15 protein-coding genes are annotated in these 12699 nt (G+C 40.0%); 11 read left to right on the forward strand and 4 right to left on the reverse strand.

The window, feature by feature from the left end:
* The first annotated feature begins 108 nt into the window (after positions 1 to 108).
* From vxrA to R7P80_RS15410, 6 genes are all read left to right on the forward strand, one after another.
* A complete protein-coding gene (vxrA, locus tag R7P80_RS15385) occupies positions 109 to 1563 on the forward strand; it encodes a sensor histidine kinase VxrA (RefSeq protein WP_025767766.1) in 1455 nt (484 codons plus the stop codon).
* Entirely contained in the window at positions 1538 to 2200 is a 663-nt protein-coding gene (gene vxrB, locus R7P80_RS15390; RefSeq protein WP_005376251.1) for a response regulator transcription factor VxrB, read from the forward strand. The genes vxrA and vxrB overlap by 26 nt, the downstream gene beginning before the upstream one ends.
* A 6-nt stretch (positions 2201 to 2206) precedes the next feature.
* Complete coding sequence (locus R7P80_RS15395; RefSeq protein ID WP_005388048.1) at positions 2207 to 3088, forward strand: DUF2861 family protein; 882 nt, start codon at positions 2207 to 2209, stop codon at positions 3086 to 3088.
* Positions 3089 to 3148: 60 nt separating this feature from the next.
* The gene (locus R7P80_RS15400) at positions 3149 to 4270 is read left to right on the forward strand and encodes a conjugal transfer protein TraF (protein ID WP_005388052.1); all 1122 of its coding nucleotides are present in this window, start codon (positions 3149 to 3151) and stop codon (positions 4268 to 4270) included.
* A gap of 41 nt (positions 4271 to 4311) precedes the next feature.
* Positions 4312 to 4473 carry a YoaH family protein gene (locus R7P80_RS15405; protein ID WP_005376257.1) on the forward strand — a complete coding sequence of 54 codons (162 nt, stop codon included), beginning with the start codon at positions 4312 to 4314 and terminating at the stop codon, positions 4471 to 4473.
* Between the two features lie 875 nt (positions 4474 to 5348).
* A complete protein-coding gene (locus tag R7P80_RS15410; RefSeq protein ID WP_017634770.1) occupies positions 5349 to 5738 on the forward strand; it encodes a universal stress protein in 390 nt (129 codons plus the stop codon).
* A 90-nt stretch (positions 5739 to 5828) separates the two neighbouring features.
* Here R7P80_RS15410 and R7P80_RS15415 read toward each other — a convergent pair whose 3' ends face one another.
* Entirely contained in the window at positions 5829 to 6041 is a 213-nt protein-coding gene (locus tag R7P80_RS15415) for a hypothetical protein (protein ID WP_005376260.1), read from the reverse strand.
* Between the two features lie 286 nt (positions 6042 to 6327).
* Positions 6328 to 7167 (reverse strand): LysR family transcriptional regulator, encoded by an 840-nt coding sequence (locus R7P80_RS15420; protein WP_213895842.1) that lies wholly within the window; start codon positions 7165 to 7167, stop codon positions 6328 to 6330.
* Between the two features lie 81 nt (positions 7168 to 7248).
* Here R7P80_RS15420 and R7P80_RS15425 point away from each other — a divergent pair, with 81 nt between their 5' ends.
* Positions 7249 to 7599, forward strand: coding sequence for a hypothetical protein (locus R7P80_RS15425; RefSeq protein WP_225491817.1), 351 nt, complete (start codon positions 7249 to 7251; stop codon positions 7597 to 7599).
* Positions 7600 to 8975: 1376 nt separating this feature from the next.
* Here R7P80_RS15425 and R7P80_RS15430 read toward each other — a convergent pair.
* Positions 8976 to 9347: a helix-turn-helix transcriptional regulator gene (locus tag R7P80_RS15430; protein WP_225491818.1), complete on the reverse strand. Its 372-nt coding sequence runs from the start codon at positions 9345 to 9347 to the stop codon at positions 8976 to 8978.
* Between the two features lie 131 nt (positions 9348 to 9478).
* Here R7P80_RS15430 and R7P80_RS15435 point away from each other — a divergent pair, with 131 nt between their 5' ends.
* From R7P80_RS15435 to R7P80_RS15450, 4 genes are read left to right on the forward strand one after another with little or no spacing between them, the layout of a single operon-like run.
* Positions 9479 to 10612 carry a phage/plasmid replication protein, II/X family gene (locus tag R7P80_RS15435; RefSeq protein WP_225491819.1) on the forward strand — a complete coding sequence of 378 codons (1134 nt, stop codon included), beginning with the start codon at positions 9479 to 9481 and terminating at the stop codon, positions 10610 to 10612.
* A 12-nt stretch (positions 10613 to 10624) separates the two neighbouring features.
* A complete protein-coding gene (locus tag R7P80_RS15440) occupies positions 10625 to 10906 on the forward strand; it encodes a single-stranded DNA-binding protein (RefSeq protein WP_023625061.1) in 282 nt (93 codons plus the stop codon).
* Complete coding sequence (locus tag R7P80_RS15445) at positions 10903 to 11088, forward strand: hypothetical protein (protein ID WP_225491820.1); 186 nt, start codon at positions 10903 to 10905, stop codon at positions 11086 to 11088. Before R7P80_RS15440 ends, R7P80_RS15445 begins: the two co-directional genes overlap by 4 nt.
* A complete protein-coding gene (locus R7P80_RS15450; protein ID WP_225491821.1) occupies positions 11088 to 11348 on the forward strand; it encodes a hypothetical protein in 261 nt (86 codons plus the stop codon). Before R7P80_RS15445 ends, R7P80_RS15450 begins: the two co-directional genes overlap by 1 nt.
* Before the next feature lie 892 nt (positions 11349 to 12240).
* Here R7P80_RS15450 and R7P80_RS15455 read toward each other — a convergent pair.
* Positions 12241 to 12612, reverse strand: coding sequence for a helix-turn-helix transcriptional regulator (locus R7P80_RS15455; RefSeq protein WP_225491818.1), 372 nt, complete (start codon positions 12610 to 12612; stop codon positions 12241 to 12243).
* Positions 12613 to 12699 lie beyond the last annotated feature (87 nt).

Raw genomic sequence — 12699 nt, forward strand, 5'->3', positions numbered from 1 at the left:
TTTGTTCCGTTTCAATGTTATAGTAATGCAAATCCTTCTGTTAGCTGATGTCAATTGCTTGTAGATTGATGTATAGTTTTGGCTAATGTAACAAGTGACGGTAACAGTTTGATTAAAAAGTTTTTGCTCGGTTTTGCAACTGTATTGCCGCTTTTTTCGGCACCTGCATTTTCCGATTCACTACCAGAAAGAATAGATACGTTTACAGAGCTATTTAACTATGAAGTAGCTCTTAAGTCGTACGATATTCGTATTCTGCAATCAAATTATCCTACCAAGTTACTTGCGCCAGATTCGCTTCTGCCGCAAACGTCTGACTATCCGTTAAAAGATATCCAACAGCTTTACAGCTTGGCGAATACTTGTCGTGGCAAATTACCATTAAGTCCTTTAATTACTGAGCCTTTAGTATTTACAAGAGCGATTTGTAAAGGGACGCAGCTGACACCTCGTTGGTTCTCGCGTAGTGGTCTCATTCACCCTGGTGGTGGGACGTACGCGGCACGTTATGTGGATAAGTATCCAGAACTCAAACCCAAACTATCTCAGTACATGCATATAAAAGAGCGTGATAACGAGGAAGGGGATGAGTTGCTAGAAAGCTTGAAAAACATGGATGACGACGCCATTAATGCTTTGATTGCAGGCGCGAGCATGTTTATTGAAGGTAATGAACTTTGGCTAAGACGTGGTGACCGTTACTTTGTTTTCGAGAAAGATATCTGGCAAGAGAACGTAGCGAATGCGGGTCTGTCATACGCTCTAGCCTCTCAAAGCAAAAGTTGCTTTGTTAAACGAGGCAATATTTGTTGGGATGTAGAAGATCACTCGCAAGTTTTGCGGATCAGTATGATCATACTGGTAATCGCCAATATTCTTTTGGTGATTGGTTGGGCGGTGTACCGTTGGAATAGCAAGCGAGAAGAACTACGTAGTAGAATGCTCGTGTTGCAAATTTTAACGCATGAGCTCAGAACACCGATTGCATCCCTGTCACTAACGGTTGAGGGCTTTCGTCGAGAGTTCGAGCATTTGCCTGAAAGTGTGTATGACGAATTCCGCAGATTGTGTGAAGATACGCGCCGCCTGCGTCAATTGGCAGAAGCGAGTAAAGATTATTTGCAATCTGATAACCAAATGCTTGCAACAGACTGGGTACCATCCGTTGCAGATTGGTTAGAATTTAAGATCGAAGAAGAATTTGATAGTGCCGTGCTTTTTAACATCAATGAAGATGTGGCTGCTAAAGTTAATGTGTACTGGTTAGGAACTTGTATCGATAACTTGCTTCGTAATGCGCTTAAGTACGGTGTCGCACCGGTTGAATTGGATGTCTCAACTAGTGAAGAAAAAATAGTATTCCAAGTCCGAGATGCAGGAGGCCTAACGGCTAAAGATTGGGCAAATTTGAAGAAACCGTTCGTAAGTAAGAGCGGGTTAGGACTTGGATTAACAATCGTTGAATCTATGGTAGGCCGCATGGGCGGAAAAATGTCCTTAATGGGACCACCTACAACTTTTATATTGGAGATACCTTGTGAAACAGACACTGCTTCTCGTTGAGGACGATAAAAACTTGGCTGACGGCCTGTTAGTAAGCCTGGAACAAGCAGGATATGAGTGTTTACATGTGGAGCGTATTGCAGACGTAGAGCCACAATGGAAAAAAGCTGACTTGGTAATTCTCGATCGCCAACTCCCAGATGGTGACTCTGTACAATGTCTCCCAGAATGGAAACAGATTAAAGACGTACCAGTTATCTTGTTAACGGCACTTGTTACCGTAAAAGATAAAGTTGCAGGCCTTGATTCCGGCGCGAACGACTACTTAACAAAGCCTTTTGCTGAGGCGGAGCTTTTTGCGAGAATCCGTGCACAGCTACGAGCACCGGATTCAGCAGAACAAAGCAACGCTGATAAAGTGATTACAAAAGACTTAGAGATTGACCGCTCGACTCGTGAAGTGACTTATAAAGACGAGCTAATTACGCTTACTCGAACAGAGTTTGATTTGCTGCTATTTTTGGCGTCAAACTTAGGTCGCGTGTTTACTCGTGATGAGCTACTTGACCACGTTTGGGGTTACAATCACTTCCCGACAACACGTACGGTTGATACACATGTACTACAGCTTCGTCAAAAACTGCCAGGACTGGAAATTGAAACACTTCGTGGTGTTGGCTACAAGATGAAAGCATAAGTCGTAATGAAAATACTACTCCCTGTAGTTGTCTCATTAGCGTTAGTGAAACCAGTCCATGCGATGGACTGGTTTCAAACTAACACGCCTTTAACACAGGCACATCAACACTTACTTGAAGATGATCTTGCGGGTATGTTCAACTCTCTTGTTGAACTCTGGCAAACGGAACCAAGTAAAGATTTGACTCCTCACCTTAATGATCTTCTTGGTCAGTCACTATCTAAAAACTGTGGCAAGGCTCTCACTGGTGTAACGCTGCCTGATTGGATAAGTGGTGTGAACGTTATTCGTCAGACTATTCAAAGCCCTGGGCGAGATACATTTAGATTGGTGATCAAGCTAAGAGCTACAACTGACATCGAAAATATTTCATTTAATCGATGGGTGGATGATTCTATATCCGCGGACAGTTCATTCAGCTATGAACAACAGCCGAACGGGACAGAACTTGCCAACGAGCGTAGTTACTCGAAACGCTATAACTTAACAGGCAAGCTTGAAGCTGGTTTATATCACTTAACCGTTGTTTCTACTGATAAACAAGAGTATCGAACTTGGGTAATACTTGGAGATTCAAACTCTTCTCAATATGTTCGTTGGACATCTAAAGAGAATTGGAAAGTAGAAAAGAGCGCACTTCGTAATCCCCATTGTCCATTACCGCAACTTGAAGTTGGTTTGTATGACTACATTGATGGCCAGTACGAGCAAATGTGGAAAAAGACTTATGAGTCTAACTATCCAAATTCATTGGAGCTAGCGGGTGTCCCAAACGATAGATACGTATTGGCGGTAAGTATCAATAGTCGCCGTTGGCAGGGCGATATAATTGTTGAGCAGGCTCAAACTATTAGCCGAACCTATGATCTTTCCCAAGAAGAATAGTTAAAGAAATACTACTTGTGCCGATAAAGGTTCAGGACGAACTAAAATCACAAGTGTAGTATGAAAAACAAATATAAAATTCTTGCCACTTCTGTTGCTACTATTCTTTTCGCTAATGCTGCCTCTGCTGCTACTTATGCGATAGAGGCTCGTAGTGATGCAATGGGTGGCGTTGGTACCGTATCAGCAACTTATCTAACTGCGCCTTTTTTCAACCCCGCTCTTACTGCGATTTATCGCCGAAATGACGATGCAGGCATGATCGTGCCAAGTTTTGGTGGCAGCTACGATGATCAATATGATCTAGTTGATGAGATCGAACGCATCAGCAAATTGACAGACGTCGATGAAATCAAAAAATCGATGGATGCTATCGATGGGAAAAAGACAGACTTTGATCTTGGTGGTGTCGTTGCCATTGGTATTCCCAACAAATTCTTATCTGCAACTGCATACGGTAAGCTATACACTGAATCATTCGTACAACCAAATGTTGATACCTCAGGTACTAATCCATTAGATGATAGCTATGTACAAGGTGTTTCTATTGGCGTGGCTGAAGCAGGTATTTCACTTGCTAAATACACTAATTTCATGAACCAACACCTTTCTTTTGGTGTTACTCCTAAACTTCAGCGTATATACACATACTCATACGCCACGAGTTTTCAGAATTTTGATACTAAAGACTTACGTGAAAATGAGACCGCGGAAACGATGTTTAACTTAGACGCCGGCGCACTTTGGTTCTTTGGCCCATATCGTCTCGGTATTTCAGCGAAAAATTTGATCGGAAGAGACGTTAAAACAAAGTCATTCCAATATGGCAGCGATACGATAAAATCATACGAATATAGCATGCGTCCTGTATACACCGTTGGGGCAGGGATTGTTGCCGATTACTTTACGATGAGTGTTGACTACGATCTTAACGAAGAAAAACGTTTTTCATCCTTTGATGATAATACGCAAATGATTCGAGCTGGTATTGAATTTGATATTTTGCGTCAAATGGCATTACGAGCAGGGTATATGAAGAACTTAGCTCGAAGTAATGACGAAGGAACCATTACTGCTGGTATCGGGTTGTCTCCACTTAAGTTGTTCGAATTGGATATCGCAGCTCAGTACACAAACGAGAACGCTATGGGTGCATCCATTAATTTCCTTGCTACCTATTAATTGAATCGTTATAGTCAGCTCCTCAAAATGAGGAGCTTTTTATGTTTGACGATTTACCCCCTCTATCTCACCAAGAGCAACAACAAGCTGTAGAGAGAATTCAAGAATTGATGGCGAAGGGCACAAGTACTGCAGAAGCTATCAAAATTGTTGCCGAACGGATTCGATCTGAGTACGCAGAAAAACAACAGCAACAAAACTAATCAATTCATGGACAGGGCATACGCCCTGTTTTTTTTGCGTTTCTATTTTCTATTCCTTTACATTCCCAAATACCACCCTGGTTACGCTGTAACTACAATTTACTATACCTATATGATTTTAATCTTGCTCAATTACCTTTAAGACTAAATAGTGAGTTGGTAAAATTTTACCTCATTATGTTAACCTTGGTTTGCATAGTGCAGGTAATTAGGCATTTTTTAAAGAACTTATAAATTAAACTCAATTATATCAATTATTTACCTCGGTCTTTTAATCTGCCAACCATATTGGTCGCGATTGATCTTGTAATTTAATTACAAAGCCCAAGAGAGCCTCGTTCTCAGGCAGAAGATTATGCTAAAAAAAGAAAAAAGAGACACCGTAACTTATAACGATAATTCAACTGGAGTTATTAAATAAGCGATATAAAAACAGTAAGCACTCGCAGACATATGTAATAGATGAAGCGAAATTCATCTTATTGAGCTGCTTTTTTTAGCCGAAATACGTCTCCTGGATTTGAGCGGAGCGTTACATATTGAGCATGCTTAATCTAAAGTAGTTTTACTAAACTAGGCGACGTTGAAGTGGGTAATATGAAACCTCAAGAGTAGTAGAAATCAAGAGTAGTAACGCGTGTTACAACGTAATGTTTTCTGGCATCCTTCCTGTTAAATAGTCCGATAATTAGAGAAGAAATTGGAAAAACATCGTTGATCTTTGGATGAGAGGAAGCAACAAGGTTGCAATGAAAACTATTTGCCTGTTTTACACTAAACTCCTTTAACTATCATGTAGCAGTAGTTTTGATGTTGTGTTCGCTCTATGTGGACTAGACTTAATATGAGAACAAAAACTAACCTAGGGAGGAATGATGGGTTATAAGCACGTTTTGGTTGCTGTCGACTTATCTCAATCTAGCCAAGCCGTTATCGAAAAAGCAATAATGCAAGCAGATAACTCAAGCAGCAAACTCTCATTTGTTTACGTAGATGTTGATCGCATAGTCATGGAAGCGAAGGAAGAGCAAGAATTGGAAAGAAGGCTGCAAGAGCTCGCTGATAAATGCTTATACCCAGTAAACGAGACCATGGTAGTAATAGGCGATCTTCATATAAAACTATCGGGAATCGTCAAAAAAGAGGGGATAGATTTAGTTGTCTGTGGTCATCATCACAACTTATTGAGTCGCTTTTTTTCATCGATACCAAAGGTTGTGAACGAAGTTGAAGCTGATTTATTAATCGTCTATTTAGACGAGTGATCGACAACTCTTGTTCGCACTCATCATTTTTTGTCACTAAAAAGCCGAACTTTTATGTTCGGCTTGGTGTATCGGTGATAATAAAAGTTTTTAGCCAGGAATGATTGATGCCTCATGAGATAAAACAGATGCAGACTCCGCGTTTGACTGCAGATCAAAATGTACGTTAACTTGCACGCCTTCTCGCTCAAAAGTGACATCATCAAAATCGGTCATAGCGATTTTGAATCCATTTCTAGCAAAAAAGCCAGTCACCATAGTTCGCTGCTTAATTTCTAATGCAGACGCGAGTAGCTTATCCATGGCATTCTCCTTGGTTATTGTGGGGATATGGGTAGAAGATACACATAGATTGGTATGAAATCAATTTTATATAAAGTTGCCTTTGATGAAAATTTTAATGTAAGTCAATCTATCGTTTACCCCACGTGATTTATTCCACGCAAAACCTTGATAACAAGACGGCAGAGCATCTCACATTGTGATAGCAAGCATAAAGATGGGGGTGTTAATAAATACCTCTGAAACAATATGTTACAAAGATTAGCGTTAGGCCTAGTTGAGTAGACAACGCATCTGAACAACCGCCCTAAAATGACTCACTCTTCAATACTTGTGATAACTCAGACCTAATAAAAGTAGATATCTCAGCTAGCTTTCTTGGCAAAGGGTTTTGATAAGGGTAGGCAATATACATGGAACGTTCTATATCAAAAGTTTGCGATATTCGGATGTTTTTGTCTATATAGTTACTTTTAACAAGATAGTTTGGAATGACACCAACCCCAACTCCCTCAGAAACAAAGTTTATTAAAATAGAGGTGTTATCAACTTCGATAACATCAGTATATTGATTTTTAATTGATTCCTTATTCGAATGATGTTTGTAGATTAATAGTGTTTTGTTGTTAGCATTACTTACCCTAGATATCAAAACATCACTATAATCACCAATTTTATGTGCAATAAGAGTGTCATCAATAACATTATTAAGCCTAATCGCTAAATCTACATTGCTTTCTAATAAATTTTCTACATTGTTACTTGATGATATTTCAAAATCAACTTTTGGATATCGTTCTTTTAAGTCTTTAAGAACAGAACCAAAAATAGAAGAGGCTATAGAGTTGGGCATTGTGATTTTGAACTTTCCATCAATGCATTCACTCAACGAGCTAGCTCTGTAATTTAACTCGTGCAAACTCTCTAACGTCTTGATAGCAAGCTCTCTAATGCTTTCGCCATGATCAGTTAAAACGAGTTTCCTTGTTGTCCTGTGGACGAGTGTTACGCCAAGTTGTCTTTCTAATGCTGCTAGCTGCCTGCTGACTTGAGCTTTCGACTTTCCAAGTTCTTTTGATGCCTCTGTAAGAGAGAGGTGTTTACAAATGGCAGCAAAGCAGATCAGCTCATTGTTCATCAATTCCATGATTGTTACCTTTTTGCAACTCTGAGTCACGTTGTCTTTTAACTGGTGGGAAAGTATAACTTGCATCATCGGAGGGGGACAATGATATTTAAAAGCCGCCATGAAATAATGGCAGACTACTATCTTAATAAAACCATATTGGATATTAAGTTAAACCGATATCCTGAAGGAATTAACTCAATCGGATTAAATATAGAAAATAAAGATTTAAAAATAGAAAGTTTGTCTCGTGAAATTACTAAGTTGGATTCGGGTGATTTAATTGTTGATTGTGCATCATTGATAATGACTCATTACATATCGAAAAAATTAATAATAAAAGTTGAAATTGATTTTTTAAATTATAAAGTTAAACGTGTAAGGATATTAAAATATGAAGACTGCAATACAAAATTCGAAAAGATCTGTTTATCAGAAAGATACATTGTATAGAATAATAAATAATATTAGTACTTTGTATACCAAATCACTAGTAAAATTATTTGGTGAAGAGTTGAGAATCCATCATTGCAACCATAAGATTAATGTAAGAACCACTAACGAGTTGAGTGAACATATGAAGAAAGATCTAGGTATAGATTGAAAAGTAGAGAGTTTACATCTAATAGATTCCTTGTTCCTATAAAGATAATATAGTACTTACACGTTTGGGTTAAGCAAATGCGTGTCCATGTTGTCTCATATTGAATGAGCAAGATGCAAAACCAACGTGCATGGTGTCAGATACAGAAGTGGTCGCTGTGGTGGAATCGAAGTTCATGGCCCATACAAGACAGCTGATGAAGCTTGCAAGGAAGCAAAAGCCAAATACGGTGTAACTAAACTGACTTCACCAATGCTAAATAAAGCAGAATAGCTTCAGTGTTTCCATCCATACTCAAATAGTCGAGCAAATCTGCAAAATCGATTCTTCTAACCTTTAAGTTCGTATTATGGTTATGAATTATGTTGAGGGTTTGCTGAAAGCCTAGAGTGAGCAAAGGGTGGGCGAGAGACTTGCTCATTGTCGCAGCTCCGCTGCGTACATGCTAGGAAAGAGAATCGCTTTGAAGAGATAGCCCGTAATATAATTCGCATAATACGAGCAATTCTCTACAAAGTTGACGAACGGGCAAAATTGATTTAAAGTTGCCCTAACAGTTAAATAATACGTCAATATATTACGTGTTAGAGCGAATCTAAATGGTCTCTTATAGCATCCCACAATGCTCTTCCAATTAGATTTGCCAAGACTCTTTTAAAGAGTTCCTTAATCTTTTTATGCATGGTTACCTCCTATGCATCATTAGGTTAATAAAATAGATACGAAACTCGGCCCCCACAAGCCGAGTTTTTTTGCGTATCTATAATAATCTCACAATATCGATTATTTTGCAAACGCCCACAATTTTCTCCATCTATATCAATAAGTTAGTCATTTAACTTGTTGGCGTAATTATTATCTAAGCTCGATTTTCACTGCTATAAGCTTGCTTGTAGAGGGAAAATGAGTAGCCAAGCGCCCACCTGTTTATTGATGTTCTTTGGGTTGACCGCGCGGCAGTTCCACCTATCTATAGGGTATGTTTATTAGCTTCTTGCATTTACTATCTATAGGGCAACTTAATCAGAAGTCTCACAGTGTGAGACATTTATGTCGATGGCCAAGGTACATTATCTTTAATAGTGTACTCTTGTGCGGATTTCGCACTTTTGGCAGGCGCAGCTGTGGGGTGAGACATGCGAAGCCTGAGCAGGCGCACCACAGAGTGCGCCGTTGAAAGGTTCGGGTTCTGTTACACCCGAACTAAGTCCGGAATACCGGATTATCACAGAACATTAAACACCTCATGGTCTTCATAACCTTCGATCTCTCCCATTCTCAGGCTATGAATGAAGGCCTTATGATCCGAAATCTGTTCCCAAGCTCTGAGCGCAATCAACTCAGTGTTAGGTCTGATCTTAGCGATGTTAAGAATAAAGCTGTCCAAACTCATCTTCTCTTTTAACTCACCGTTGCAAATCTCATCGGCAGTAATGTCTAGAACCTCTGCGAGTTTACTTATCTGAGATGCCTTAGGCTCGGTCGCATTATTTTCCCATTTTAGGTAAGTCTGCTTGGTCACTCCGACCAAGTTCGCGACCTCTGGCTGGGATAAGTTCTTTAGTGCTCTAGCTTCTTTTAGTACAGAACCAATCATCAATAATCTCCAAATGGTACGTATACCTTTAACTATACACCCAGTTTTTTATACCATAATCTTGAGGTAATGATAAATTACCTGTATGGTAAGTAAATATGTACCATAAAGACTATTGACAGGGTTTTGGCTTGTTCTTCATCGACCGCTTATTCATACAACAAGACTACCACGAAGGGGGGTTACCTCTCGTGGGGCGTCATGTTATCGAGCGAGTAGACTTAGAAACAGGAGAGTCATTACCACCATCTGTGAATCAAAAGATCTTAGAGGGGTCACATAGTACTAAGTTGACTATCCGCTGCGATGGCTACCGAGTCAGAGTTGAGGGAAATCCGTCTCGCTGGCAAAGACAAGACAACCTCTTTGGACTCGAAACTATCGATGAATGTGTAGAAATATATAACCACGTTCTTGCCAAATATGACTTACCGCCGTTCACCAAAAACAATCGTCTGAAACACCGTCAAACTCCAGATGGGAAAGGCTCCTCTCTGGTTGGTAATGGTGCTGAAATCACAAGTATCGACTGGACTCAAAATCTGGCAGTAGGCAAGGGCAGTGAACAGTCATTTATCCGAGGGATGTCTTCGATGAACCTTGGCAGAGCGCTACAACCAAAGCTGTATCCCGATGGTTACAGTTGCTACTGGGGAGAAGGTTCAGAATGGCTACTTATCAAACTTTATACAAAAGCTGTTGAGCTACAGCGCCATAGAAAGAAAGCTCACAACGTAGATGAAGACACGCAACGTTACATAGACAAACTAATCACTTATTGCGAGAACAATGGAGTTGTTCGCTTAGAGTACAGCTTAAGACAGAAGTTATTGAAAAGACATAACTTACAGTTTTATGGGCTGACTGAGGAACAAGACTTCTTCACGCACATTAAGCACTTCGAGGAAGCTATGGATACGATCACAATCTCACATGATGAGCACCTAAGTGTTGCTCAACAGCTTCTCCAATCAGGAGCAGTCGATACAGTCAGAAAAGCTAATACTACAATGAATTACTTTACTCTCTGGCAAAACGGCGTCGACTTACGCAGTACTTTAAATCGTTCTCAGTTCTACGAACACAAGGCTCGCTTGAAAAAAATCGGCATCGATGTGGGTCAACAGTTCGATGTAACACGTATGTGTCCGACACTGAGACGTTCAAAAGTAATAGATGTTCAATCACTAACAGCACCGTCATGGTATCAGCTACCAAAACCAGCACAATCAAACATATTACCGTTCAAAACATACGCAGCTTAAGGAAAAAAACGCATGTTAAAAGTAGAAATCTTCCCAGAACACGAGCAAATAGAAACACGCACAATACCAGGCAAAGAAGACAAACCATCAAGAACTATCTACGAACAAATCGCTTATGCATATCTAGGTGGTAAGTTCCCAGTAGAAATGAAGTTGTCACTTGAGAAAGATGAAAGTCCATACAAAGTAGGTATCTATACGGTTGATAGTTCAAGCTTCATTGTGAACAACTATGGCAAGTTGGAACTTAAAAAGTACGGCATGAAGCTGACTCAAATGGAGGTTGAGCTATGAACTTTACAGACAAAGACTTGAAGGAGTCGTTAGGTTGTTTATCTGATATAACCGTGTTCTTAAACACTGGCTCATGTCCAGCAGAGTTAGTATCAGAACTTCAAGAACGTCAGCTTGAACTGATAAATCAAGTTAGTTGCGGCTCAAAGATCTTGTTAACTCAGAAAGTTGGAGAGAAATAATGGAATATCCAATCCAGTTGTTCGGTTACTTGAATGAGCAAGATGCAGAACCAACGTGCATGGTGTCGAACGTAACTAAAGATACAGTGGAGGAACTTAATCAGCTACACGGTTTTAGGGTTGATGACTGGTTCTTATCAAGTGGTCGCTGTGGTGAAATCGAAGTTCATGGCCCATACAAGACAGCCGATGAAGCTTGCAAGGCCGCAAAAGCCAAATACGGTGTAACTAAACTGACTTCACCAATGCTAATCTTCTAACCCTTAAGTTCGTATTATGGTTATGAATTATGTTGAGGGTTTGCTGAAAGCCTAGAGTGAGCAAAGGGTGGGCGAGAGACTTGCTCATTGTCGCAGCTCCGCTGCGTACATGCTAGGAAAGAGAATCGCTTTGAAGAGATAGCCCGTAATATAATTCGCATAATACGAGCAATTCTCTACAAAGTTGACGAACGGGCAAAATTGATTTAAAGTTGCCCTAACAGTTAAATAATACGTCAATATATTACGTGTTAGAGCGAATCTAAATGGTCTCTTATAGCATCCCACAATGCTCTTCCAATTAGATTTGCCAAGACTCTTTTAAAGAGTTCCTTAATCTTTTTATGCATGGTTACCTCCTATGCATCATTAGGTTAATAAAATAGATACGAAACTCGGCCCCCACAAGCCGAGTTTTTTTGCGTATCTATAATAATCTCACAATATCGATTATTTTGCAAACGCCCACAATTTTCTCCATCTATATCAATAAGTTAGTCATTTAACTTGTTGGCGTAATTATTATCTAAGCTCGATTTTCACTGCTATAAGCTTGCTTGTAGAGGGAAAATGAGTAGCCAAGCGCCCACCTGTTTATTGATGTTCTTTGGGTTGACCGCGCGGCAGTTCCACCTATCTATAGGGTATGTTTATTAGCTTCTTGCATTTACTATCTATAGGGCAACTTAATCAGAAGTCTCACAGTGTGAGACATTTATGTCGATGGCCAAGGTACATTATCTTTAATAGTGTACTCTTGTGCGGATTTCGCACTTTTGGCAGGCGCAGCTGTGGGGTGAGACATGCGAAGCCTGAGCAGGCGCACCACAGAGTGCGCCGTTGAAAGGTTCGGGTTCTGTTACACCCGAACTAAGTCCGGAATACCGGATTATCACAGAACATTAAACACCTCATGGTCTTCATAACCTTCGATCTCTCCCATTCTCAGGCTATGAATGAAGGCCTTATGATCCGAAATCTGTTCCCAAGCTCTGAGCGCAATCAACTCAGTGTTAGGTCTGATCTTAGCGATGTTAAGAATAAAGCTGTCCAAACTCATCTTCTCTTTTAACTCACCGTTGCAAATCTCATCGGCAGTAATGTCTAGAACCTCTGCGAGTTTACTTATCTGAGATGCCTTAGGCTCGGTCGCATTATTTTCCCATTTTAGGTAAGTCTGCTTGGTCACTCCGACCAAGTTCGCGACCTCTGGCTGGGATAAGTTCTTTAGTGCTCTAGCTTCTTTTAGTACAGAACCAATCATCAATAATCTCCAAATGGTACGTATACCTTTAACTATACACCCAGTTTTTTATACCATAATCTTGAGGTAATGATAAATTACCTGTAT

The sequence above is a fragment of the Vibrio sp. 2092 genome, from assembly GCF_033339635.1.
Lineage (GTDB): Bacteria > Pseudomonadota > Gammaproteobacteria > Enterobacterales > Vibrionaceae > Vibrio > Vibrio alginolyticus.